The sequence below is a fragment of the Pseudidiomarina gelatinasegens genome (assembly GCF_004025325.1).
Lineage (GTDB): Bacteria > Pseudomonadota > Gammaproteobacteria > Enterobacterales > Alteromonadaceae > Pseudidiomarina > Pseudidiomarina gelatinasegens.
The window spans coordinates 188,425-213,694 of record NZ_RSFE01000002.1 but is presented as its reverse complement, the minus strand read 5'-3'; the positions used below and the strand labels follow the sequence as shown (position 1 = coordinate 213,694).

The 25,270-nt window shown below is 48.2% G+C and carries 22 protein-coding genes; 12 read left to right on the top strand and 10 right to left on the bottom strand.

Annotated elements, in window-relative coordinates; genetic code table 11:
* Nucleotides 1–136: 136 nt before the first annotated feature.
* Nucleotides 137–688, top strand: coding sequence for a nitroreductase family protein (locus EGC76_RS03230; RefSeq protein WP_128351579.1), 552 nt, complete (start codon nt 137–139; stop codon nt 686–688).
* A gap of 47 nt (nt 689–735) precedes the next feature.
* Here EGC76_RS03230 and asnS read toward each other — a convergent pair whose 3' ends face one another.
* The gene (asnS, locus tag EGC76_RS03225) at nt 736–2,136 is read right to left on the bottom strand and encodes an asparagine--tRNA ligase (protein WP_128351578.1); all 1,401 of its coding nucleotides are present in this window, start codon (nt 2,134–2,136) and stop codon (nt 736–738) included.
* Nucleotides 2,137–2,219: 83 nt separating this feature from the next.
* Nucleotides 2,220–3,503, bottom strand: coding sequence for an adenosylmethionine--8-amino-7-oxononanoate transaminase (gene bioA, locus EGC76_RS03220; RefSeq protein WP_128351577.1), 1,284 nt, complete (start codon nt 3,501–3,503; stop codon nt 2,220–2,222).
* Nucleotides 3,504–3,622: 119 nt separating this feature from the next.
* On the opposite strand from bioA, the gene bioB reads away from it, so the two are divergent.
* The 4 genes from bioB to bioD are packed head-to-tail and all read left to right on the top strand — an operon-like array spanning nt 3,623 to nt 7,297.
* On the top strand, nt 3,623–4,663 hold the full coding sequence (gene bioB, locus EGC76_RS03215) for a biotin synthase BioB (protein ID WP_128351576.1): 1,041 nt from the start codon (nt 3,623–3,625) through the stop codon (nt 4,661–4,663).
* An 8-nt stretch (nt 4,664–4,671) separates the two neighbouring features.
* The gene (locus tag EGC76_RS03210; RefSeq protein WP_128351575.1) at nt 4,672–5,799 is read left to right on the top strand and encodes an 8-amino-7-oxononanoate synthase; all 1,128 of its coding nucleotides are present in this window, start codon (nt 4,672–4,674) and stop codon (nt 5,797–5,799) included.
* Between the two features lie 3 nt (nt 5,800–5,802).
* Nucleotides 5,803–6,579, top strand: a complete 777-nt coding sequence (bioC, locus tag EGC76_RS03205) for a malonyl-ACP O-methyltransferase BioC (RefSeq protein WP_128351574.1) — start codon at nt 5,803–5,805, stop codon at nt 6,577–6,579.
* Between the two features lie 28 nt (nt 6,580–6,607).
* On the top strand, nt 6,608–7,297 hold the full coding sequence (bioD, locus tag EGC76_RS03200; protein ID WP_128351573.1) for a dethiobiotin synthase: 690 nt from the start codon (nt 6,608–6,610) through the stop codon (nt 7,295–7,297).
* Here the strand turns inward: bioD and pepE are convergent.
* Nucleotides 7,281–7,997, bottom strand: coding sequence for a dipeptidase PepE (pepE, locus tag EGC76_RS03195; protein WP_128351572.1), 717 nt, complete (start codon nt 7,995–7,997; stop codon nt 7,281–7,283). The two genes, bioD and pepE, sit on opposite strands and share 17 nt — an antisense overlap.
* Before the next feature lie 163 nt (nt 7,998–8,160).
* On the opposite strand from pepE, the gene htpX reads away from it, so the two are divergent.
* Genes htpX through EGC76_RS03180 form a run of 3 tightly spaced genes read left to right on the top strand, consistent with a single transcriptional unit; the run spans nt 8,161 to nt 11,262 of the window.
* On the top strand, nt 8,161–9,033 hold the full coding sequence (gene htpX / locus EGC76_RS03190) for a protease HtpX (RefSeq protein ID WP_128351571.1): 873 nt from the start codon (nt 8,161–8,163) through the stop codon (nt 9,031–9,033).
* A gap of 16 nt (nt 9,034–9,049) precedes the next feature.
* The gene (locus EGC76_RS03185; RefSeq protein ID WP_128351570.1) at nt 9,050–10,408 is read left to right on the top strand and encodes a class II 3-deoxy-7-phosphoheptulonate synthase; all 1,359 of its coding nucleotides are present in this window, start codon (nt 9,050–9,052) and stop codon (nt 10,406–10,408) included.
* 29 nt (nt 10,409–10,437) lie between these two features.
* Entirely contained in the window at nt 10,438–11,262 is an 825-nt protein-coding gene (locus EGC76_RS03180; RefSeq protein WP_128351569.1) for a DUF1338 domain-containing protein, read from the top strand.
* On the opposite strand, the gene ppsR is transcribed toward EGC76_RS03180, so the two are convergent.
* Complete coding sequence (ppsR, locus tag EGC76_RS03175; protein ID WP_128351568.1) at nt 11,259–12,086, bottom strand: posphoenolpyruvate synthetase regulatory kinase/phosphorylase PpsR; 828 nt, start codon at nt 12,084–12,086, stop codon at nt 11,259–11,261. The two genes, EGC76_RS03180 and ppsR, sit on opposite strands and share 4 nt — an antisense overlap.
* 131 nt (nt 12,087–12,217) lie before the next feature.
* Between ppsR and ppsA the strand changes: the two genes are divergently transcribed.
* Both ppsA and ydiJ read left to right on the top strand, forming a co-directional pair.
* The gene (gene ppsA, locus EGC76_RS03170) at nt 12,218–14,599 is read left to right on the top strand and encodes a phosphoenolpyruvate synthase (RefSeq protein WP_281277715.1); all 2,382 of its coding nucleotides are present in this window, start codon (nt 12,218–12,220) and stop codon (nt 14,597–14,599) included.
* Nucleotides 14,600–14,623: 24 nt separating this feature from the next.
* Nucleotides 14,624–17,683 (top strand): D-2-hydroxyglutarate dehydrogenase YdiJ, encoded by a 3,060-nt coding sequence (gene ydiJ / locus EGC76_RS03165; RefSeq protein WP_128351566.1) that lies wholly within the window; start codon nt 14,624–14,626, stop codon nt 17,681–17,683.
* Here the strand turns inward: ydiJ and EGC76_RS03160 are convergent.
* The gene (locus tag EGC76_RS03160) at nt 17,680–18,723 is read right to left on the bottom strand and encodes a Glu/Leu/Phe/Val dehydrogenase dimerization domain-containing protein (RefSeq protein ID WP_128351565.1); all 1,044 of its coding nucleotides are present in this window, start codon (nt 18,721–18,723) and stop codon (nt 17,680–17,682) included. The genes ydiJ and EGC76_RS03160 overlap by 4 nt on opposite strands.
* Nucleotides 18,724–18,946: 223 nt before the next feature.
* Here EGC76_RS03160 and EGC76_RS03155 point away from each other — a divergent pair, with 223 nt between their 5' ends.
* Nucleotides 18,947–19,366 carry a DUF4826 family protein gene (locus EGC76_RS03155; protein ID WP_128351564.1) on the top strand — a complete coding sequence of 140 codons (420 nt, stop codon included), beginning with the start codon at nt 18,947–18,949 and terminating at the stop codon, nt 19,364–19,366.
* Here EGC76_RS03155 and EGC76_RS03150 read toward each other — a convergent pair.
* Genes EGC76_RS03150 through EGC76_RS03130 form a run of 5 tightly spaced genes read right to left on the bottom strand, consistent with a single transcriptional unit; the run spans nt 19,363 to nt 24,337 of the window.
* Nucleotides 19,363–20,514 (bottom strand): cupin domain-containing protein, encoded by a 1,152-nt coding sequence (locus EGC76_RS03150; RefSeq protein WP_128351563.1) that lies wholly within the window; start codon nt 20,512–20,514, stop codon nt 19,363–19,365. The genes EGC76_RS03155 and EGC76_RS03150 overlap by 4 nt on opposite strands.
* Nucleotides 20,511–21,884, bottom strand: a complete 1,374-nt coding sequence (gene purB / locus EGC76_RS03145; RefSeq protein WP_128351773.1) for an adenylosuccinate lyase — start codon at nt 21,882–21,884, stop codon at nt 20,511–20,513. The genes EGC76_RS03150 and purB overlap by 4 nt, the downstream gene beginning before the upstream one ends.
* Nucleotides 21,884–22,552: a high frequency lysogenization protein HflD gene (gene hflD, locus EGC76_RS03140; RefSeq protein WP_164876784.1), complete on the bottom strand. Its 669-nt coding sequence runs from the start codon at nt 22,550–22,552 to the stop codon at nt 21,884–21,886. Before hflD ends, purB begins: the two co-directional genes overlap by 1 nt.
* Nucleotides 22,549–23,679, bottom strand: coding sequence for a tRNA 2-thiouridine(34) synthase MnmA (gene mnmA, locus EGC76_RS03135; protein ID WP_128351561.1), 1,131 nt, complete (start codon nt 23,677–23,679; stop codon nt 22,549–22,551). The genes hflD and mnmA overlap by 4 nt, the downstream gene beginning before the upstream one ends.
* A 40-nt stretch (nt 23,680–23,719) precedes the next feature.
* Nucleotides 23,720–24,337, bottom strand: a complete 618-nt coding sequence (locus tag EGC76_RS03130) for a pseudouridine synthase (protein WP_128351560.1) — start codon at nt 24,335–24,337, stop codon at nt 23,720–23,722.
* A 135-nt stretch (nt 24,338–24,472) separates the two neighbouring features.
* On the opposite strand from EGC76_RS03130, the gene EGC76_RS03125 reads away from it, so the two are divergent.
* On the top strand, nt 24,473–25,270 hold the full coding sequence (locus EGC76_RS03125; protein WP_128351559.1) for a DUF2189 domain-containing protein: 798 nt from the start codon (nt 24,473–24,475) through the stop codon (nt 25,268–25,270).

Below are 25,270 nucleotides of genomic sequence, written 5' to 3'. Positions count from 1 at the left end.
ATTTAATGACAGATGCCATGAAGATTACAGTAGAATTTTCTCAGAAACCAGTAAGACAATGTAACAGAGCGTGATCATTTGCTAAGCTAGCTGTTCAAACAAATCTGTCGCTTTGCTTCATTGCCTTGAGGATTTTATGCACGCTCTGGAACTGCTTACACAACGTTCATCCATGCCACGTCTTATAGAACCTGGCCCAACTTCAGAACAGTTTAACTTGATGCTAAAGGCCGCGGGCCGGGCGCCTGATCATATGGCCTTGATGCCCTATGAGTTTATTGTTTATGAAGGCAGCAACAGGCAACAGCTGGGTCAAGTGTTTCAGCGCGCGTCTGCAGAGAAAGGTTTGGCCGAAGCTCAGGTGGTGCAGGCAAGTCAACTGCCGTTACGGGCGCCCTTAGTTATTGCGGTTGCAATGAAGTATCAACCTCACGATAAAGTGCCGCGCGATGAGCAGTTAGCGAGTGCAGCTTGCACCGCATTACTTATGCAGCAAGCAGCCTTTGCGCAGGGGCTTGGCGCGATTTGGCGCACGGGCTGGTTTGCAGAAGATGAACAGGTAAAGGGCGAGCTTGGTTTGTCACCGGATGATGCCATTGTTGGTTTTCTCTACGTGGGTACGCCGGCGGTTCCTACGCCAATAAAGCCCGATAAAGATATCCAAAGCAAAGTTCGTTTTCCTGAATAAGGTAATAAAAAACCAGCCGAAGCTGGTTTTTTTATGCGTGTTGATAACTAAAATTCAGCAGACTTTGGTGCCCGCGGGAATGGAATCACATCACGGATGTTACCCATGCCGGTTACATAGGTAACCAAGCGTTCAAAACCGAGCCCAAAACCAGCATGTGGAGCGGTGCCATAGCGACGCAGGTCACGATACCAGCTGTAATCTTCAATCGGTAGGCCGAGCTCCGTCATACGAGCGTCGAGACGCTCCAGGCGCTCTTCACGTGCGCTGCCGCCGATAATTTCGCCAATACCCGGTGCCAATACGTCCATTGCTGCAACAGTTTTACCATCATCATTTTGGCGCATGTAAAACGCTTTGATGTCTTTCGGATAGTTTTTCAGCACAATAGGCGCACCGACGTGCTCTTCAGCTAAATAACGTTCGTGTTCTGACTGTAAATCAGTACCCCATTCTACGGGGTACTCAAACTTTTTACCGCAGTTCTGCAGAATCTCCACCGCGTCGGTATAATCCATATGCACAAACTTGTTGCTAACCACATGATTCAGACGATCAAGTACATTTTTATCCACGCGCTGTTGGAAAAACGCCATGTCATCCGCCCGTTCTTCAAGTACCGCATTGATACAATACTTCAGCATATCTTCAGCCAAGTAAGCGATGTCGTTTAAGTCAGCAAACGCAACTTCAGGCTCGACCATCCAGAACTCAGCCAAATGGCGGCTGGTGTTCGAGTTTTCAGCGCGAAAAGTAGGGCCAAAGGTATAAATTTTGCTTAAGGCACAAGCGTAGGTCTCACCGTTTAGCTGGCCAGAAACAGTGAGGAAGGCTTCTTTACCAAAAAAGTCTTTGCTGTAATCAATCTGACCTGCTTCCGTGCGCGGTAAGTTCATCATGTCTAACGTAGAAACACGGAACAGTTCGCCAGCACCTTCGGCATCAGATGCTGTAATAATAGGGGTTGCCACCCAGAGGTAGCCGCGTTCATGGAAGAAACGATGTAATGCTTGCGATAGGCAGTTACGAACCCGCATTACAGCACCGGTGATATTGGTGCGCGGACGTAAATGCGCAAATTCACGCAGGTATTCCATAGAGTGTGGCTTTGGTGACATCGGGTAAGTGTCAGGGTCTTCAACAAAACCGTAGACATGCAGCCCAGTCGCCTGAATTTCGAAGCTTTGACCTTTGCCAGCTGATTCTGCCACGGTGCCGGTAACGGCGACACTGCAGCCTGTCGTCAACTTAAGCACTTCGCTCTCATAATTATCGAGATTATTCGGGACAACCGCCTGAATTGGATCAAAACACGAACCATCATGCACGTTAATAAATGAAATGCCTGCTTTTGAGTCGCGACGGGTACGAACCCACCCGCGCACAGTCACTTCATCACCAACGGCAACTTTTCCCGATAAAACATCGACAATTGTAGCGAAGGACATGGGCCTACAAACTCCGTAAGTTAGGGTGTAAAGACAAAATAGGCTGATATGTTACCTTGCTTTGCGTCAGACTCAAGAGAAAATCACGCAGATGCCGCAAGCCTGCACATGGTTTGGGTTAATTGTGTCAATTGTGATGACGAAATTATGAAGGGCGGCATCACATAAATAAGCTTACCGAAGGGGCGAATCCATACCCCATTATCGACACACAGCCGCTGGGCCTTAGCAACATCAATCGGTTTATGCATTTCAATAACGCCTATCGCGCCAAAGCAACGTACGTCAGCGACCTGTGGGTAAGCTTTTGCCACTGCAAGTTCTGTACGTAACTGTGCCTCAATGGCATGAACCTGTTGCTGCCACGGGCTGTCCAATAGCAGTTTTAAGCTGGCAGTAGCGATTGCGCAAGCGAGCGGATTGCCCATAAAGGTTGGGCCATGCATGAAGGTGCCACCAGCCGGGCCTGCGCTAATGCTGTCGGCGACGGTGTTGGTACACAGTACCGCCGCTTGCGTGAGGTAGCCCCCAGTTAACGCCTTACCAATACACATAATGTCCGGCGTGATGTCTGCATGTTCACAAGCGAAGAGTTTACCCGTGCGGCCGAAACCTGTCGCTATTTCGTCCGCAATTAATAGCACTTGGTATTTATCGCAGAGTTCACGCGCACCACGTAAATATTCTGGATGATAGAAACGCATTCCTCCCGCACCCTGAACGATTGGTTCCAGAATAAGTGCTGCTAATTCGTGCTGATGGTTTTCAAGAAGCTGTTGCAGCGGCAATAACGCTTCGGGGTGCCACGTATCGTCCGGGCCAATCTCTGGCGTTGGCGCGAAGAGTTGCTCGCGCAGACTGCCTTTAAATAAGCTGTGCATGCCATTAACGGGGTCACATACCGACATCGCCGCAAAGGTGTCGCCATGATAACCGCCCCGAATGGTTGCCATGCGATTTTTATCGGGCTGGTTGCGGCTAAACCAATATTGCACCGCCATCTTTATTGCAACTTCAACGGATACCGAGCCGGAGTCAGCCAAAAATACTTTGTTGAGGCCTTTGGGGACGACATTCAACAGGCTTCTGCAAAGATCAATGGCTGGCTGATGGGTTATGCCACCGAACATGACATGACTCATGCTACTAATTTGCTTGGTGGCTGCCGCATTTAACACCGGGTGATTGTAACCATGGATTGCTGCCCACCATGAGGACATGCCATCGATCAGTCGGGTGCCGTCATCGAGAATAAGTTCACACCCGTCGGCACCAGCTATTGGATAAACAGGCAGCGGGTTGTTGAGCGATGTGTAGGGGTGCCAAATGTGATCGCGATCAAAACGAAGGTCGTCTGTTGTTAGCATTGATTGAAAAGTAGCCGTTTGTAATTAAAAGTGTGCATTTGAAGTTGACAGTCTAGGTAATCTCCGTACCCTGTGCAATATCTAATCTTCAGCAACTCGAATAAAAAAGGACATTCAACATGTCAGCAACGATTCGCCATGATTGGCAAATCCAAGAGATTGAAGCGTTATTTGCGCTGCCATTTAATGATTTATTATTCCAAGCGCAACAGGTGCATCGTGAAAACTTTGATCCGAATGCGGTTCAAGTCAGCACCTTGTTATCGATTAAAACTGGCGCATGCCCAGAGGACTGCAAATACTGCCCGCAAAGCGCACATTATCGTACAGACGTTGATAAAGAGCGCTTGATGGCGGTGGAAAAGGTTTTGGCCGAAGCCAAGTCAGCCAAAGAGCAGGGCGCAAGCCGATTTTGTATGGGCGCAGCATGGCGAAACCCGAAAGATCGTGACATGCCGTACGTAGTTGAAATGGTAAAGGGCGTTAAAGAACTTGGCTTGGAAACCTGCATGACACTGGGCATGCTAAGCCCGCAGCAAGCGCAAGTATTAAAGCAAGCTGGACTCGATTATTACAATCACAATTTGGATACCTCACCCGAGTTTTACGGCAAAATCATTACAACACGCACCTATGCTGACCGCTTATCGACCCTACAAAATGTTCGCGATGCCGGTATGAAAGTTTGTGCTGGGGGTATTGTTGGTATGGGGGAAAGTCGCCGTGATCGCGCCGGATTATTGGCACAATTGGCAAACTTACCGCAACACCCAGAAAGCGTGCCAGTGAATATGCTGGTTAAAGTTGAAGGGACCCCCTTTGCAAAGCTGGACGATATGGACCCGTTTGAATTCGTTCGCACCATTGCTATTGCGCGTATTCTGATGCCGCAGTCGTTTGTGCGCTTATCTGCCGGACGGGAATCGATGAGTGACGAACTGCAGGCCCTTTGCTTCATGGCTGGCGCTAACTCAATTTTTTATGGCGAACGGTTATTAACCACTGCCAACCCTGAAACGAATCACGACCTCGCCTTGTTCGAACGCTTGGGTTTAGAACCTATGCCTCATGGCGATTACAGCGATGAAGTGCACCAAGCTGTTATAAGCGATGCGGTTGCGGAACAGCAAGAACCGGTTCGCTATTACGAAGTTCGGTAACATCAATCATGCAAATTCAGGGCGTTTTACAACGGCAACTTGAGTTACGCCATCAGCAACGCAGACACCGCAGTCTATCGGTGCCTACCGCGGTGCACGACTTTTCTGGTAACGATTACTTAGGTTTATCGCAGCACCCGCAAGTGCGTGATGCCTTTCAACAAGGCGTACAGCAGTGGGGGACAGGTAGTGGCTCATCGCCCTTGGTAGCTGGTTACCAAACGCCACATGCCTATTTACGGCGACAACTCAGTGAATGGCTCGAACGCGATAATGTTTTACTGTTCAGTAGCGGGTTTGGCGCAAATCAATGCACCATGCGAGCCCTCGCGCCATTGTATGGCCGTGTGTTGTTAGACCGCTTAAGCCATGCATCACTATTGGATGGTGTGCGTGAGCAACGTCACTGGAAACGTTTTGCGCACAACGACGCTGTGCATGCGAAGAAGCTACTAAACCCGGATGCTACCAATTTAATTGTCACCGAAAGTTTATTTAGCATGGACGGCGATAGTGCGCCGCTGCACGAGCTGGCAGCTCTGGATGCTGATTTGTGGGTTGATGATGCTCATGGTTTAGGAATTGTCGGGGTTGACGGTCGAAGCGCAGCAAGCCAGCTTAGCCAAACACAAGGGCCATTAATTACAGCTACGTTTGGTAAGGCCTTGGGGGTGATGGGTGCGGCATTAGTGGGCACCGACAGTGTGATTGACTATTTAGTGAATTACGGGCGTGAATTTATATATTCTACGGCTTTTCCTGCTGCGCAGGCTGTGGCTGTTAGCGCTGCGATTAAGATCGTTCAGAGTGCCGAAGGCGCACGATTACGTCAGCAGCTGGATACGAATGTTGCGTTATTCAGTGAATTAACCGAACGCGTGAATATTCCGTTAGGGACAAGTCAGCACGCCATTCAAACACTGGTTGTAGGAAGTGATGCGAATGTGATGAATATAGGCGTAGCGCTAAATTCTCAAGGGTTTAAATGTGGCACGATTCGTCCACCCACGGTGCCAGAGGGCACAGCACGGCTTCGCATAACACTCACCGCTCAGCATAAAGAAGCGGACATTCGCGCTTTTGTTGCGGCATTGGCCGATTGTTATCAGCGGTTAACTGAAACAGAGGTTGTTTGAACCATGCTGGCGCACAGTAACAACGCTCATAAAAATAAAATTGCTCAACATTTCAGTAAAGCTGCCACGAGTTACTGCGATCACAACTCCTTGCAACGACAATGTGCAGAATCATTGCTGCAGATGTTACCGCAAAATACCGGTGTAACGGTGGATGCCGGTTGTGGCCCGGGGGTGAATACGCTGGCGCTGCAACAAAGTGCCAGCCACTATATTGGGTTAGATTTTGCGGCAGGTATGTTACAGCAAGCACAAACCGAGTATTCCGCCGGCTGTTGGGTACAAGCTGATATTGAAGCATTGCCGTTTGCCCCAAGCAGTATCGACACGATTTATGCCAATTTAGCGGTGCAGTGGGTGACTGATTTACCTCACACCTTGCAGCAGTTGGTTGATTGTTTAAAGCCGTCTGGGCGTGCTGTTTTGAGTACAGTCATGGATGGCTCGTTGGCGCCGTTGGGGGGCTGCTTTCAACGGGTTACCGGAAATGTACGGCATAACAAATTTATTGACACACAACAGCTCGATGCCTGCTTAAAGCGCTTGCACGGTGTAACCGTGCGTTGCACGCAACAAAGCATTGCCGTGCCATACCAGCAAGTTCGCGACATGCTACATGACTTAAAAGGTATTGGGGCTAATTATACATTGCATCAAACAAGCAGGCTTACCAAGTCACAGCTGAGTGCTGTCGAAACAGCTATGGAGGCGCACCGGAGCGGCGATGGAGTGCTGTATTTGCGCTGGGAAATCGCCTTTATTGAATTAATTAAAGGTTAATTCTAATTGTTATTTAGTTGAGTTATCAATGAAGCGAATTTTTATAACTGGTACCGATACCGATGCGGGTAAAACAACCTGTGCTACGGCGCTCATTCATGCGCTACGCAAGCATAGTCGCCAGATTGTGCCATTAAAGCCGGTAGCCGCTGGCGCTGAAACCGTTGTGGGCCAGTTACGAAATGCGGACGCGTTACAGTTAATGGAAGCCTGCGATATCGCGGTATCGATAAACTCATACGTGCGGGTTAATCCATTTTGTTTTGCGCCACCCATTGCACCGCACATTGCCGCGAATCAAGCGGGGGTAACCGTTAATTTAGCAGACTTATTGCAACATACAGACGTTGTGGCCTCATCGCATGGTGATATTTTGATTATCGAAGGCGCCGGTGGTTGGTTGGTGCCATTGAACGATACGGAGAGCTTAGCTGATTATGCACAAGAAGCCGCTGCAGAAGTTGTGTTAGTGGTTGATATGAAGCTTGGTTGCTTAAGTCATGCATTACTTACCGCAGCCGATATTGAACGGCGCGGCCTGAAGTTAGCCGGTTGGATAGCCAACCAACCACAGGGCACCGCAATGTCGGAATATAACGCCAATATAGCTACGTTGAAGCAGTTACTTCGGGCACCATGTTTAGGCGAAATTCCCTATTCGCCCAAGGCCAACGCAGGGCAATTAGCTGATTTCTTGAACGTTAATTCGATGCTTTAAGCCACTGGCTGCAGTCTTGCTGCGGTGATAGCTTGAGTTTTTGGCCGTTTAAGAATACGAATCCTGGTGTGTTGCCTTGGTAGGTCATGGTTTGCTTCGAGACTCTAAACGCTGTGCCTTCGGGGATAGCCACTACCGGCGTGGTGGGTTCAAGTACCATAAATTCAGCGAGGCGCTGATCACGCGTTTCGCCATGAAAACCAGGTGGTTGATAGTCGGTATAATGCGGGTTGAGTTGAAACGGCACCAGTTTCAGCGCCGCAAACGATGGTGGTTCAATGATTGGCATGTCATTGGTGGTACGAATGCTTAACCCGGCAATATTCGAACCTGCGCTCCAACCTATGTAAGGTGTACCGCGGCTCACCGCAGCTTGGATAGGCGCTATTAAGTTGAAATGATACAGCTGCTGAAGTAAGTGAAAAGTATTGCCGCCGCCAACCATAATGACTTCAGCTTCGGCAATTGCTCTGACCGGGTCTGCAGCGGCTTCGATACCAGCTACGTGAATGTTTCGTGGTTTTAATGCAGCTGCAACTTTTGCGGTGTAGTCTGCATACGGCATCGTTACACCCGCGTACGGAATAAAGAGAACCTTTCGTGTTTCGCAGAGGTTTGCTATGGGCTCAAGACACGGCGCTAAATAGTCACTTTCGCCGGCGCGTGAGCTACTTAAGAGTAATAATTGCGCAGAATTCATTCGATTCTCCTGATTGCAGCAATAGATCATGCATATTTCGCAGCTAGATTGGTCCATAGCTTAACAAAACACGTAATAAAAAACATAGCAAAAGCCTTGTAATTCAGGGCTAACGCCCTTATAAATCGGGGTATCCGTTGGGGTCATTACGAGGTTAATAAAAATGTTGCGGATTGGTCTTTTCTTGGCAACGAACTTAGCAATTCTATTGGTACTTGGTGTGGTGATGAATTTGGTGCTTCCAGCACTGGGTATCGAACCCTCGCAATATCAAAGTTTGTTTATATTTGCCGCTTTATTTGGCTTTGGTGGTGCGTTTATCTCGCTGGCTATGTCAAAATGGTTGGCGAAGCGCTCAGTTGGGGCGCATGTTATTACACAACCGCGTAATAGCACCGAGCAATGGCTGTTCAATACCATTGCAGGGCAAGCTCAAAGGACCGGTATTCCAATGCCTGAGGTGGCTATTTACGATTCCCCTGAACCCAACGCGTTTGCTACGGGTGCAAGCAAAAAAAGCTCGTTAGTTGCGGTAAGTACAGGGCTACTACGTTCCATGAATCAGGACGAAGTTGAAGCGGTTCTTGCACATGAAATTAGTCACATTGCCAATGGCGATATGGTGACACTGACCTTGATACAAGGCGTGGTGAACACCTTTGTAATATTTTTTGCGCGCGTGATTGCTGGGGTGATCAATAATGCGAGTCGCAGTAGCTCGCAAAGTGGTCAAGGGCTAGGCGGTTTTGCCTATTTTGGCATTGTAATGGCGCTGGAATTGGTGTTTGGTATTCTCGCAAGTGTCATTGTAATGTGGTTCTCACGTCATCGAGAGTTTCGTGCAGACGCTGGTTCTGCGGCACTGGTCGGTAAGCATAAAATGATCGCCGCATTAAAACGATTGCAAAATGGACAAGAGTCAACGCTCGACGGCTCCATGTTGGCTTTTGGCATTCAAAGTAAACGCAGCTTTAGCGAACTTTTTATGAGCCATCCACCTTTAGCAAAACGCATTCGAGCGCTCGAGCAACTTTAAATTTATAAGGATAATCATGACCAATTGGAGTGCCCGCAGCTGGAGGGATAAACCAATCCAGCAACAGCCTAATTATGCTTCGTTACCCACGTTGCAAGGTGTTGAGCAGCAACTAAAAACTTTTCCGCCATTGGTTTTTGCGGAAGAGATTCGTGCGTTGCGCACCCAATTAGGCAAAGTAAGCCAAGGTCATGGATTTTTGCTGCAAGGCGGCGATTGTGCGGAAACTTTTAGCGATTTTACTGCCCCAAAGATTCGCGACACCTTCAAAGTTATTTTGCAAATGGCTGTGGTGTTGACCTTCGCTGGTTCATGTCCGGTAACGAAGGTCGCCCGCATGGCAGGGCAATATGCCAAGCCACGCTCAAGCGATCTCGAAACCGTTGATGGCGTGTCACTTCCCAGTTATCGCGGTGATATTATCAATGCTGCAGATTTTACTTCTGCGGCCCGAGAGCCTGATCCACAACGAATGATCAATGCTTACCATCATTCGGCAGCAACGTTAAATTTATTGCGCGCGTTTGCGCAGGGCGGTTTAGCCGACTTGCACAAAGTGCACAAATGGAACATGAGCTTTGTTGAGGCTAATCCGCTTAAAGAGCAATATTTACGCGTAGCTGAACAGATTCAGTCTGCACTTAAATTTATGGAAGTATTGGGCATTAACGCGCAAAGCAACGCGACCATTCACGAAACCCAGTTATTTACGTCACACGAAGCATTGTTGTTGCCTTATGAAGAGGCGCTTACGCGCACTGATACACTTACTGGGCTCCCGTACGACTGTTCTGCGCACATGGTATGGATAGGCGAGCGTACGCGTCAACTTGACCATGCGCATGTTGAGTTTATGCGTGGTATTCATAATCCGCTGGGCGTTAAAATAGGTCCAACTACAAGCCCTGACGATGTGATTCGTTTGCTCGATGTGCTGAATCCAGATAATGAAGCAGGGCGGATGACGTTCATTAGTCGCATGGGGGCGAATACGTTGGCCGATGCGTTGCCAGCAATTGTTCGGCGCGTTAAAGCTGAAGGGCGCCACGTGGTGTGGTCCAGCGACCCAATGCATGGCAACACAGTTAAGGCTGAAAATGGTCTTAAAACGCGTAATTTTGAAGCGATACACCAGGAATTACGCCAATTTTTCGCGGTTCACCAAGCAGAAGGCACCTATCCTGGTGGCGTTCACCTTGAAATGACCGGTGAAGATGTTACCGAATGCACCGGTGGCGCCTATCAAATAAGCGAACGTGACTTAACCCAACGGTATCGCACGCAATGTGATCCTCGCTTGAACGCTGACCAAGTGTTAGAATTAGCGTTTCTTGTTGCTGATTCATTGAAAGAAGCACGCCAAGGCCGCGGTTAATTCAGACATTTTCGAGGTTATAGTAGTATATGTCACACTCTGTTGAGCAATTTTTTGATAATCTTTGGAACGATTACGTTCAGTTAACACCGTCAGCTGCGAAAGTTCATCAAGTACTTGGGCAGGGTCGGTCAATCATTAACGACCACGTTGCTTTTCGTACGTTCAACATTGCACCTGTACGCTTAGCTGCATTAGCTAAACATTTTGAAGATATGGGCTATAAAGCTTGTGGCGACTACGTGTTTGAAGCCAAGAAACTGGTGGCCAAGCATTACGAACACAGCAACCCTCGGTTACCGAAAATATTTATTTCAGAGCTGTTGGTGGAAGAGTTTTCACCAGAGTTGCAACGAATCGTGAACGCGTTGGTTGCACAAGTTGATGCGCAAAGCGTTGCAAAACCAGAGTTTTTATACTCAGGCGCGCACTGGCAAATCAGCAGTACCGATTACGAGCAATTGCTTGAAGAAAGTGAGTATGCCGCTTGGATGGCTGCCTTTGGTTTCCGAGCCAATCATTTTACTGTGAACGTGAACGAGCTGCCTGACTTTGAATCACTCGAACAAGTGAACGCAACGTTAAAAGAAGCTGGTTTTCAATTGAACACTTCAGGTGGCGAGATTAAAGGATCACGTGAAGTGTTTTTAGAGCAGTCATCAACCATGGCGGATCATACCGCAGTGCGCTTTAGTGATATGGAAAAAGTAATTCCAAGCTGTTTTTACGAATTCGCAAAGCGTTACGAGATAGCGCCTGATCAGCTCTACACTGGTTTTGTTGCCGCTTCAGCCGACAAAATTTTCGAGAGTACCAATGCTCGCACGCAAAAAGAGCAGGACGGCAACGCTTAAAAGCGATGCCGTTCAAGATTGGTTTCAGCGAGTATTTTCGCGGCAATCTCTTCCACTGAAAATCGGGTAGAGTCGAGAAAAGGTATGGCTTCACGGCGGTACATCTTCTCGACTTCCTGCAATTCATAGCGGCACTGTTGCATGGATGCATATTGACTGCCTTCGCGGCGCTTGCTGCGAATTTCGTGCAAACGCTGCGGGTCGAGCGTTAATCCATAAATCTTGTGACGATGAGGCTTAAGCACCTTAGGTAGCTGCAAGTTTTCCATATTATCGTCTTCAGTAAGCGGGTAGTTCGCAGCCTTAATGCCGTAATGCAGTGCCAAGTAGAGACTGGTAGGTGTTTTACCGGTACGTGACACGCCCAGCAAAATAATATCTGCTTCGTCGTAATTTGACACGTTACTACCATCATCGTTGGCAAGTGTGTAGTTCACTGCATCAATACGAAAATCATAATTTTCACGTTCGTCATTATTTTCTTGTATTCCATGCGTACGGTGGGTTTTAGGCTGTGCGGCCATGTCGAGTTCTTTACTTAAGGGCGCAACAAAGTAGTCCAGGAAGTCATAGCAACTGCCACGGCTTTCAGTAATAACGCGCTTTATGTCAATGCTTACAAAGGTGTGAAATATAATTGGGCGTTCACCAGATTCTTCAAATGCTTGATTTATTTTACGCGTCGCCAACTCAGCTTTTTCAATGGTATCGACAAAAGCTAAGGTTTTATGAACAACTTTTAGTGGAAACATTGAGAGCATTGCTTTGCCGAAAGCTTCGGCGGTAAGGGCCGTTCCATCGGAAATGTAAAAAATAGTGCGCATGTTGGCGATATTCCAAGCAGATAAAAGTGGATAAGATGTTAACTTGTGCAGCCCCAATGTGTAAAATACATTCCCAATCGAGCAGTCAATTATGTGACTGTGTCACGCCTAAACTCCACGAGGAACTCAACGTGCAGAATAACGTACAAGATTATGTGCTTTGGTATGATCAATTAGGGATGAATGATGTAAACCGTGTTGGCGGTAAAAATGCATCACTTGGGGAAATGATTAGTCACCTGGCTGGTGCCGGGGTTGATGTTCCCAATGGCTTTGCAACCACCGCTGAAGCATTTAATGAGTTTCTTGAGCAAAGTGGTGTTAACGAACGCATTCATGAAATTCTCGATGACCTTGATACTGACGACGTTCGCGCTTTAGCGGAAGCCGGTAAAAAGATTCGTCAATGGGTTATCGAAACGCCTTTTCAACCGGAACTTGATCAAGCAATTCGCGCGGCCTATGAACAGTTGAGCGGCGGTAATAGCGAAGTGAGCTTCGCCGTACGTAGCTCAGCGACTGCCGAAGATATGCCAGACGCATCGTTTGCTGGGCAACAAGAAACGTTTCTTAACGTTCATGGCATTGACGCCATAATGGAAGCAATTAAGCATGTGTTTGCTTCGTTGTTCAACGATCGCGCTATTTCTTACCGTGTACACCAAGGTTATGACCACCGCGGTGTAGCGCTGTCTGCGGGTATTCAGCGCATGGTACGCAGTGATATTTCTGCATCAGGCGTGATGTTCTCCATTGATACCGAATCAGGTTTCGACCAAGTTGTGTTTATAACGTCTTCTTATGGGCTTGGCGAAATGGTCGTACAAGGTGCCGTAAACCCTGATGAATTTTATGTGCACAAGCCAACGTTGAAAGCTGAACGTCCGGCCGTTTTGCGCCGTAATCTTGGCAGTAAAAAAATACAGATGATCTATTCGGATGCCACTGATCACGGCAAGCAAACGTCTATTGTTGATATTCCAGCTGAACTATCGAACAAGTTTTCAATCACCGATGCAGAAGTTGAAGCGCTAGCGCGCCAAGCTGTCATCATTGAACAGCATTATGGCCGTCCAATGGACATTGAATGGGCGAAAGATGGCGTTGATGGCAAGCTTTATATCGTGCAAGCGCGCCCAGAAACAGTGCAGTCGAATAAGAATGGACAGGCCCTTGAACGTTACGCACTGAAAGCAAAAAGTGATGTGGTGGCCGAAGGCCGCGCCATTGGGCAAAAAATTGGTGCTGGTGTAGCGCGTGTTCTAAACGACATTTCTGAAATGGATCGAGTACAACCTGGCGATGTGTTGGTAACCGACATGACCGACCCAGATTGGGAACCGATTATGAAACGGGCATCAGCGATAGTGACCAATCGCGGTGGTCGTACGTGTCACGCAGCTATCATTGCGCGTGAGCTGGGAATTCCTGCGGTTGTGGGATGTGGTGATGCCACTGACCGTATTGCAGCTGGTGCTCCGGTAACCGTTTCATGCGCCGAAGGTGACACCGGCTATATCTATTCTGGTGAACTTGAATTTGACGTCACTACGTCGGATGTGGGCGACATGCCTGCGCTACCATTAAAGATCATGATGAATGTTGGTAATCCAGATCGCGCCTTTGATTTTGCGAGTTTACCCCATGCAGGCGTTGGCCTCGCGCGGTTAGAGTTCATCATCAATCGCATGATTGGCGTACACCCGAAGGCGCTTTTAAACTTCGATCAGCAGAGCGCTGAGCTGCAGCAGCAGATTCGTGGTTACATGGCAGGCTACGACAGCCCACGTGAATACTACGTGGGTAAGCTCACGGAAGGTATTTCAACACTCGCAGCTGCTTTTTCACCAGAGCGCGTGATTGTGCGCATGTCCGATTTTAAATCGAATGAATATGCGAATCTGATTGGCGGGCGTCAGTATGAACCCCATGAAGAAAATCCGATGCTCGGCTTCCGTGGCGCAGCACGCTATATATCTGAAGATTTCCGTGATTGTTTTGCGATGGAATGCGAAGCCATTAAGCGGGTTCGCAACGATATGGGCTTAACGAATGTTGAAGTAATGATTCCTTTCGTGCGTACACTAGAAGAAGGACGTAAGGTTATCGAACTGCTGGCTGAGCAAGGCTTAGTGCAGGGTGAAAACGGTTTACGTGTCATTATGATGTGTGAATTGCCATCAAATGCTCTGTTAGCCGATCAGTTCCTGGATATTTTTGACGGCTTCTCAATTGGCTCGAATGACTTGACTCAATTAACCCTTGGTTTAGATCGTGACTCAGGCGTTATCGCACACCTGTTTGATGAGCGAAATGAAGCGGTCAAAGCCTTACTGTCAATGGCTATTCAAGCGGCTAAGAAAAAGGGCAAATATGTTGGTATCTGTGGCCAAGGCCCTTCAGATCACGCAGATTTTGCCGCATGGTTGGTTGAACAGGGTATCGATTCAGTTTCGCTTAACCCAGATACGGTTATCGAAACGTGGCTATATTTGGCGAAACATCACAGCTAAGTTGTAGGAAGGTCAGGGCGCTTTATGACGGAAACTCGATCAGTATTACCGATATTTACCGCATATGAGCGCCTTGAAGCGCGTATCGAAACGGTTTATCAAGACTATTTGCTAGCGCTTGATGCGCAAGGTTTCGATGGCGACATTGATGCGACCTATGGGGGTCGCATGGTCGCTGCAACGGATAACAGCATTTATCAACAGGCACCGCAAGCGGTACTGTACCCGCGCACCGTGGCCGCATTGCAGCAGGCGCTGCAGGTTGCCCAGCGCGATAGCTTCCGTGGAATTCAATTTGCGCCTCGTGGCGGCGGTACTGGCACCAATGGTCAATCGTTAACGGCTGGCATTGTGGTTGATCTGAGTCGTTATTTCACCGAGGTCACAGAAGTAAATAAAGCCGACCATTGGGTGCGTTGTCAAACCGGTGTGGTGAAAGATGCACTCAATGACGCAGTGCGCAGTGATGGTTTATTCTTTTCTCCCGATTTATCAACCAGCAATCGCGCGACCATAGGTGGCATGATCAATACCGATGCTTCCGGGCAGGGCTCACTGGTATACGGTAAAACGAGTGATCATGTTCTTGAGTTAACGTCGGTATTAATCAACGGCGACTGCTTGGTAACGCGGCCAATTTCTCGTGCTGAAGCTGAAGATAAAGCCAAAGGCCAAAGTTTAGAAGCCGCTATTTACCGCCAAGTACTTGCGACCTGTGTGGGACAGCGCGCTGCCATTGACGATAAATTTCCAGCCTTAAATCGGTTTTTGACTGGCTACGACTTAAAGCATTGCTACAACCCTGAGCAAGATACGATTGATTTATCGCGCTTGTTAGCGGGCTCTGAAGGCACCTTAGCTTTTGTCTGTGAGGCGCGGCTGAATTTAACCGAAATTCCAAAACACAAAGTACTGGTAAATGTTAAATACAGTGATTTTCGGGCCGCACTTCGCAATGCACCGTTTTTGGTGAAAGCGCGCGCGACGTCCGTTGAAACCATTGACAGTAATGTGCTTGATTTAGCCCGTAACGACATTATTTGGCATCAAGTGGCCGAACAACTACAAGACGTGCCGAATCAAACCATGCGCGGCATTACTATGGTGGAATTCACGGCGGTAAACCAAAGTGAAATTGATACCAAGGTACAGGATCTTTGTGGGCAACTTGATGCGTTAATCTCAGATCAGCCTGATGCGGGTGTGATTGGCTATCAAATTTGCACGGATGCCCGCAGCATTCAAACTGTATACGCCATGCGCAAAAAGGCCGTTGGCTTGCTAGGTGCCACGAAGGGCAGACGCAAACCAGTCGCTTTTGCCGAAGATACTGCGGTACCGCCTGAACACTTAGCCGACTTTATCGACGAATTTCGTCACTTGTTAGATGAATACGAACTGCATTATGGCATGTTTGGTCATGTTGATGCCGGGGTGTTGCATGTGCGTCCGGCGCTCGATATGACGAATCCGGAAGATGAAAAGTTACTGCGTGTGATCAGTGATAAGGTTGCTGCGCTTACTGCCAAATATGGTGGTTTAATGTGGGGCGAACACGGCAAGGGCTATCGTTCTGAGTACGCACCAACATTCTTTGGCGAATCGCTCTATGGCGAGCTGCAAAAGATTAAGGCTGTATTTGACCCGGATAACCGGCTCAATCCAGGGAAAATCTGTACACCTTGGGGCTCGGATGCAAGTCTGGTGTCGGTGGATGCAACCAAGCGCGGCGCTTATGATCGTCAAATACCCATTCATGTTCGCGATAGCTTTAATGATGCGATGAGCTGTAACGGCAATGGTCTGTGTTTTAATTATGACGCCGACTCGGCAATGTGCCCGTCATTCAAAGCCACCGGCGAGCGGCGTTATTCGCCCAAAGGGCGGGCTACCTTAATTCGTGAGTGGTTGCGATTAAGCAGTGCACAAGGGTTTGACCCGTCAGGATTGCCGCAGGGTAAACAAGCCAACTTGCTACAAGAACAGCCCAGTTCGGTTCCACATGATTTCAACCATGAAGTGAAATCATCAATGGATGCTTGTCTTGCCTGCAAAGCATGCGCAAGCCAATGCCCTGTGAAGGTCGATGTACCGCGGTTCCGAGCGCGATTTTTAGCTTGGTATCATCAACGCTACCGGCGGCCAATAAAAGACTATTTGGTAAAAAATGTGGAGCCTATTGCAAAAACCATGGCGAAATTGCCAAGGCTTAGCAATTTTCTCACCCATAACTTCGTTAGCCGATGGGTTACGGAGCGCGTAGTGGGGTACGTTGATGCCCCTAAACTATCTACGCCAACTGCCGCGCAACGGTGGCGTAAACTGCAATGGCCAAGCTATTCCGCTGATCAACTGGCACAATTAAGTGCAGCGGACCAAAAAGACTTGGTGGTTATGGTGCAAGATCCGTTTACAACCTTTTATGAGGCCGACTTACTCGAAGCATTCGGGACCGTTGCAGAACGTCTTGGTTTTAGGCCTGTGTTGCTGGAGTTTGTGGGCAACGGCAAGGCGCAGCATGTTAAGGGCTTTCTTGATGCCTTTACCGACACAGCAACGCGCGTGACGCAACAATTGAATACGGTTGCCGGATTAGGTTTACCATTAGTGGGACTTGATGCTTCGACCGTACTTTGTTTGCACGATGAATATCGTGAATATGTTGCCGATGAACAAAACTATCGCGTGTTACTGGCACATGAATGGTTAAGCGATGTATTGCCATCCCGCGCCGAGAGATTAAGCTTAGTCGTACCCGAGCAACCCATGCAATTGCTCAGTCATTGTACGGAACAAACCGCACTGCCTAAGGCGGCGAAGCAGTGGCAACAGATATTTGCTACTTGGCATGTGCCCGTAAACTTAGTTGCGACCGGTTGTTGCGGTATGGCTGGCACTTATGGTCATGAATTGGCACATCAGGAAACCAGCAAGAAGCTTTACGATATGAGTTGGAAAGCGAAGGTGGAGCAGGATGTCGTCACGCTTGCGACGGGCTTTTCATGCCGCTCACAAGTGCACCGTATGAGCACAAAAAAGCGGGCATTACACCCGCTTCAATGGCTTGCTAATAACTGCGCTTAACGCGCAGCTTTAGCGTTTGCAATAACTTCACGCGCCATCTGGTCAGCAATTTCGCCAGTAGGACGCTGTTCTTCAGCTGAACGAGCAAAGATTTGATCTAGGGTGTCGTAGATATCACGCACACGCTTGTCAGTTTCTGCACGGCTCATGTTCGCAGCTTCACTGCAAACGTGAATAACACCACCGGCGTTAATGACGTAGTCAGGGGCATACAATATACCCATGTCCATGACAATCTTATCGTGTGCAGGCGTTGCTAACTGGTTGTTCGCACTGCCAGCAATGATCTTGGCCTTGATAAGTTTTAAGGTGTCATCATTGACGGTCGCGCCAAGTGCACAAGGTGCATACACGTCAACGTCTAAGCCGTAGATTTCGTCCAAGCCAACAACCGTGGCATTCAATTCACTTGCTGCACGGGCACAGGCTTCTTCGTTAATGTCCGTTACGAACAATTGTGCGCCTTCTTTAGCACAGTATTCAGCAAAGTCGTAACCAACCGCACCAAGGCCTTGAACTGCGATTTTAATACCGTTCAAATCATCGCTACCAAACTTATGTTTAGCGGCAGCTTTCAGCCCTAAGTAGGTGCCTAATGCTGTGTGTGGCGATGGGTCACCGGCTTTTTCTGCTGTGCCAGCAACAAAAGCTGTTTCTTCAGCTACATAAGCAATGTCGCTGGTACGAATGTTAACGTCTTCAGCAGTGATGTAGCGACCGCTGAGCGAGTTTACAAAACGGCCATAAGCACGCATCAATTCAGGCGTTTTTATGGTTTTTGCGTCGCCGATGATAACGGCTTTGCCGCCGCCAAGAGGCAGGCCTGCCAAGGCGCTTTTATATGTCATACCGCGTGATAAGCGCAGTACGTCAGTTAATGCTTCGGCTGATGAAGGGTAGTTCCACATACGGGTGCCACCAAGCGATGGACCAAGCGTGGTGTCGTGAATAGCAATAATTGCTTTTAAACCCGTTTCTTTGTCATGACAAAACACGACTTGCTCGTGTTGGTCGAACTCTTTGTGTTCGAATAGAGACATTCTAGGTAATCCTCGTTCATCCCAAAAAATTGCGCGAACATTAGCATTTTGATCTGTATTTCGCTAGTGAATTACCGAAATAAACTGTTAACGTTTACGTAAACTGTTGCAAGCTAAGTTTACAGTCGGTAAAACCGTTGCGTTTAAGCCAAATCTCGGTAGTATAACTGAACGATTTAAGCGTATATGTTAACCATTATAAGCAGTAGGGCGAGACAAAATTATGGCAGAACAGCCGCCAAAAATGACAGAAGAACAAATTTCCGAATGGGTTCGTGCGCAATTTCAGGCCGCGAATAAATACCTTGCTGAGCAGGGCATTATTACTGACCGTATTCTCTCGAAAGACAGTCGGTATTTAGTGCCACATGTGGCGGTTTGGAAATTTACAACACAAGATAAAAAGACCTTGTGGGTAATCAATGGCGACGTGCCGACCGATATCATTGGTGACAAGGCCGCGAAAGATGCGCGTGATGCCATGCGCTATTTTGCACTGCGTTGGCAGATGCAGGCAGAAGGCGTATTGCAGCAAGCAACGAATGAGCCTGAGCAGCAAAAATACGCTCAGTATTTGATTAATCGCGCTGAAAACTTGTATCAGTTATCTGAAAGCAAAGAAATGTGGCAGCAGCAAGCCTAGTCTTGCTGCGCAATTACATCAATTACACCGTTGTTAATAAGGTCGCAGCATAAAGCTACGGCCTTTTTATTTTGTAGCACGGGTATCAAGTCGGTCAACGCAGTGTCGTCCCATAGCTCTCCGATCAACTCGGCTAGCGGCAGAACGTCATTGTTTAATGGCCACGACTCACCATTTGCGTAAAGCTGCTCAGCGTTGGGGCCGATCAATATCCGCGCTCCCGGCGTACGTGCGATATACACATCAGCGGGCTGGCTCAAAAGCTCCGCGAGCTCTTCGGCTTGAATGAAACCTTCAGGTTGGGGTAATGGTCGTTTGCTTTGCGATAACACCAACAACATGGCATGGTCGAGATCAATGCTGCTCATTGAATTCAGCAAAAACTCACGTACATGCTGCAGCTGTTCGGTTGTTACATGATGTGGCGCACCATAACTTGATGCATGTGCGTCACGGTAGCGCGGTAGCTGTACATCATTTAACTGACTTAGCATATCGGTTACCGAAGCGCCTAATTCTGCCGTATTGGGTGCACGAAAGCCCACTGAATAATTAAGACTAGGTTCTAAAGCGACGCCGTTGTGCGGGCAACCGGCAGGAATATAGAGCATATCGCCGGGCTCGAGAATGGCATCAATTATAGGTTCAAATGTATCCGCAAGCTGTTTCAAATCGGGATGTGGGCAAATTTCATTAGCGGCGCTAACGCGCGCACCAACCTGCCAATGCCGGCGACCACTTCCTTGAATAATAAATACGTCATATTGATCGAGGTGCGGGCCAACACCACCGTGTTCTGTGGCAAAACTAATCATCACATCATCAATACGCCAATCAGGCAAAAATCGAAATGGCGCGATGAGTTGCTGAACTTCCGGTACCCATTCGTTCACGGACTGAACTAAGAGTGTCCAGCCTTCTTCACCAAATCCATCATAGGATTCGAATGGGCCGTGGGTAACATTCCAAGTGCCGGCGTGATTTTCAATTACCCGAGAGTCAACACCTTCTTCAAGCGCCAGCCCAGCGAGTATTTCCGGTTCAATTAAGTCATCAAAGCTCTTAAAAGCACCGCGAATCAAGCGTGGGTGTTGCTGCCAAGTTTCGCGGAGAAAGTTGGCATGATCGATACTTAATTTCAAACTCATTCGCTCAGCTCATCAACAAAAGCAATCGCACGGCCGATGTAAGTGGCGGGTGTCAATTGCTTAAGTTCTGCTTTGGCGTCTGCTGGCATATCCAGACTGTCGATAAAATCAGCCATTGCCGCTTGGTTGATGCGTTTACCACGGGTTAATTCTTTTAGTTTTTCATACGGTTTTTCAATACCGTAGCGACGCATAACTGTTTGCACGGGTTCTGCTAATAATTCCCAGTTCTGGTCCAATTCACGCAATAGATTATCCGCATTCACTTCAAGCTTGCTAATACCTTTTAGGGTAGCTTGATAGGCGATAAGTGCGTAGGCGAAGCCAACACCCAAGTTACGCAGCACGGTAGAATCTGTTAAGTCGCGTTGCCAGCGGCTAATTGGTAGCTTTTGGGCTAAATGTGTCATCACCGCGTTCGCCAGGCCCAGGTTGCCTTCTGAGTTTTCAAAATCGATAGGGTTAACTTTATGCGGCATGGTTGATGAACCCACTTCACCAGCGATTGTGCGTTGTTTGAAGTGATTCAACGCAATGTAGCCCCAAACGTCGCGATTAAAATCAATCACAATGGTATTAAAGCGGGCTACGGCATCAAATAATTCAGCAATATAGTCGTGCGGTTCAATTTGCGTGGTGTAGGCATTCCACGTTAAGCCTAACGAGGTTACAAATTGCTCAGACACCTGGTGCCAATCAACGTCCGGATAGGCCGCGATATGGGCGTTATAGTTACCTACTGCACCGTTTAGTTTACCCAAAAACGGCACCGCAGTTATCTGGTCAAGTTGACGTTGCAAACGTATAAACACGTTCGCCATCTCTTTACCCATAGTGGTAGGTGTTGCCGGTTGCCCATGGGTGCGTGCCATCATGGCCACCGATTTGTGTTCAACGGCTAACCCACGAACTGCGCTGGTGAGCTCCTGCATGCTCGGTAACATGACCGTTTCCATTGCCGCACGTAGCATTAACGCGTGAGATAGATTGTTAATGTCTTCAGAGGTGCAGGCAAAATGAATAAATTCGCTTACAGCGTTCAATTCATCGTGTTCAGCAACTTGTTCTTTCAGAAAGTATTCAACCGCTTTCACATCGTGATTGGTGGTGCGCTCAATATCTTTTACGCGCTGTGCATCGTGCTCAGAAAAGTTATCAATGATGTTCTGCAAAAATTGGTTGGCTGAATCAGATAGCGCTGGAACTTCACTGATTTGTTCAACCGAAGCCAGTTGTTGCAACCAACGGATTTCGACAATCACGCGGTTGTGAATAAGACCAAACTCACTGAAAATAGGGCGTAAAGCCGCTGCTTTACTGCCGTAACGGCCATCAACTGGGGATAAGGCGGTGAGTGAAGATAAGTTCATCATGATAAAGGCTCCGAGTGCTCACGTAATTCGCGCAAGATTTGTTGAGCAACGCGCACCATGCGTTGCCGTGAGAAAATAAACTGACGGCGCTTGCCGTCAAGCTGACGCCACAACACCGCGTTTCGCACACCAGCTAAGAGTAGGGCGCGGATCAGGTGTTGATTACTTGGCTGATTCAAAAATTCTTGTTTGCCATTGATTTTTAAAGGTTGCCCAAGCGGTGAGATCACATCGCTATAGGTGCTTCCCATTCCCGCAAGTACGGTGTCATCAGCAAACTGAAATTCATGGCGCTGGCGATGTAACTGTTGCAGCCGTTGGCCCAACTGGTCAAGTGCCTTAGCATTGCGTTGTAAGCGCCGTTCTAAAGCCAATATGCCAACAACATAGCGCGTTACTTCAACATCTTTGTCTTTGGTTGCGCCAATTTGTTGTAATAAGCTCTCTAAACCTAAGCGCAAATGGCTAAGATCTGGATACATTTCAACCACGGTGGTGGGGTTCTGATTGAGTACGCTGTCAATTAATACACGGGTTGCCAGTGGATCGCGCACACTGCCAAACCGCGCCACTTGCTTTACGGCGGCTGCAGCTTGGGTTAATGCCGCTAACGCCACCACGCGTTCAAACCAAGGATCACGTTGCAGGCGCGCGATATCAATCACAATAGCACCTCATGACTGGCGATACGTTGTTCGATAATACCGCCACCTAGGCACACATCACCTTGATAAAACACCGCTGACTGTCCTGGTGTAACTGCCGCAACAGGCTCGTTAAATTCAACGCGTACTTTGCCGTCATCAAGTGGTGTAACGCGGCAAGGAATATCTTGTTGGCGATAACGCGTTTTAACAACACAATCAAATGCTTCATGGCGTGGTTCGCGGTCTACCCAGTCTAATTGGCCGGCAATTAAACCGGTAGAGAATAAGCGCGGATGATTTTTACCTTGTGCAACCACGAGTACATTTCGCTCCACATCTTTATCAACCACATACCAAGGTTCGTCTCCGGCATCAGCGAGGCCACCAATGTGCAGGCCTTTACGTTGACCAAGTGTGTGATACATCAACCCTTCGTGTTGCCCCAGCACTGCGCCGTCAACTGACTCGATAACGCCTGGCTGTGCGGGTAAGTACTGTTGTAAAAAGTCTTTGAACTTGCGCTCGCCAATGAAGCAAATGCCCGTGGAATCTTTTTTGTCGGCTGTAACCAAGCCTTGCTGTTCAGCAATCCGCCTTACTTCAGGCTTTTCAATATCACCAACAGGGAACAAGGTTTGCGCGACATGGGTATGCGCGAGGGTATACAGGAAATAACTCTGATCTTTATTGGTGTCGCGCCCACGAATTAATTGAAATTTTCCATTGTGTTCGCGTCTGCGTACGTAGTGCCCCGTGGCTATGTAATCGGCACCGAGCGCACCGGCGGCAAATTCAAGAAACGCTTTAAACTTAATCTCTTTGTTGCACATGATGTCTGGGTTCGGTGTGCGACCCGCACGGTACTCTTCTAAAAAGTACTCAAACACGTTGTCCCAGTATTCCGCAGCAAAGTTAACTGTATGGAGTTCGATACCCAGCTTAGCGCAGACAGCTTCTGCATCGGCGAGATCACTCGCCGCCGCGCAATATTCGTCGGTATCGTCTTCTTCCCAGTTCTTCATGAACAGGCCTTCTACCTGATAGCCCTGCTGTTGAAGCAGATACGCAGAAACCGAGGAATCAACCCCGCCTGACATACCAACGATGACTTTTTTGCTAGCGTTTTCGCTTTGATTTACTGACATTTGCCCTAACTACACTCGCGATTCTTAATGGCCGCGGATTTTACCACACAGGAGGCTCTTCGCGCCACTCGCCTGGCTGCAAAGTACGTAATAACCACGGCCCAATTCCGGCGCGAATGAGGCGCAAAGTAGGGTGCCCAATAGCAGCTGTCATTCGGCGTACCTGGCGGTTGCGACCCTCACTGATTTTAATGCAGAGCCAACAATCTGGAACCGACTTCCGTTCCCGTACTGGTGGATTGCGTGGCCATAAGTTTATGGGCTCATCCATACGGATAATTTCTGCGGGCAGGGTAATACCGTCGTTAAGTTCAACCCCATCACACAACTGCTGCAGAGAATCATCGGTTGGAATACCTTCAACTTGCACCCAGTATGTTTTGGTTAGTTTATGCTTTGGGTGACAAATTTTATGTTGTAACTCACCGTCATTCGTCAACACCAATAAACCTTCGCTATCTTTATCAAGACGGCCCGCAGGGTAAACGTCGTTATACGGAACCAAACCTTTTAGGGTTGCTTCACCGTCGTCCCCAGAAAATTGGCTGACCACACCATACGGCTTGTTTAATAAAATTAGCCGCGGATTCGCGGTGCGTGGTTTAGAAGGTGTCGCGCGACGTCGTGAAAAGCGGCGTTGGTTGGTTCCAGACTTCACTAAAACTCCTTGGCAAAAGGTGATCAATTCATATGAACTTGGTTTATTATCCCATAAGTGAGCCGTATTGCCATTGGTAACGCATTAATCGTTACCGTATAATCGCTGGCGAAAATCAACAAGGAGATTTTTCGCGTGTCTAATAATTCAAATAATACGACACCCAACTTACCAGTCGGGGACTTTGGCCAAGCTTTGCGTGGCGAGATTAAACTAACCATTGGGCAATTGCTGCAGCGCTCGTGGGATATTACGTTGCGTTCACTGCCATGGATGCTCGGTGTATTCATCGGTATTGTGGCGTTAAATATTGTGGTTTCGGATGTGCTGGCGTTGGTATTCCCGTTTGACGAGCAGGTGCTTGCTGAACAAACCGAGATTGACTGGGAACAAGTGAATGTCGGTAACTTTATCGCTGGCAGCTTGCTGCAGGAACTTATATTAGCGCCATTTGCGGCGATGCTCGTTTATATTGGCATGCTTAATGCAGCAGACCGTAAGCCGTCGCTTAGGATATTGCGCGGCGTATTAAAGTTTGCACCACAGTTGGTATTGGTGGCCTTTATTAAGCTGGTTTTGACGGCTGTTGTGGCAGGTGTTTTTGCTGCGATTGGTATGCTGTTAGGGGGTGCGATTGCTGTGGTATTGGTCATGCTGGCAGTGATTTATTTGCAGCTGGTGATGATGTTTGCCGTACCACTTATTATTGACCGTGAACTGAATGCGCCCCGCGCTTTACTGGCATCGTTCCTGGTGATCAATAAAGCTATGTTCCCCGTACTAGGATTTATGGCGTTGGTTGTAATTATTTGTGCAATCAGTGCAATCCCATTGTTTTTGGGATTAATTTTTACCCTACCGATGGCGTTTAACGCAATAGGCGTTGTTTATCATGCGCTTATCGGCTTGGCCGACACGGAAATAGTGGAGTAA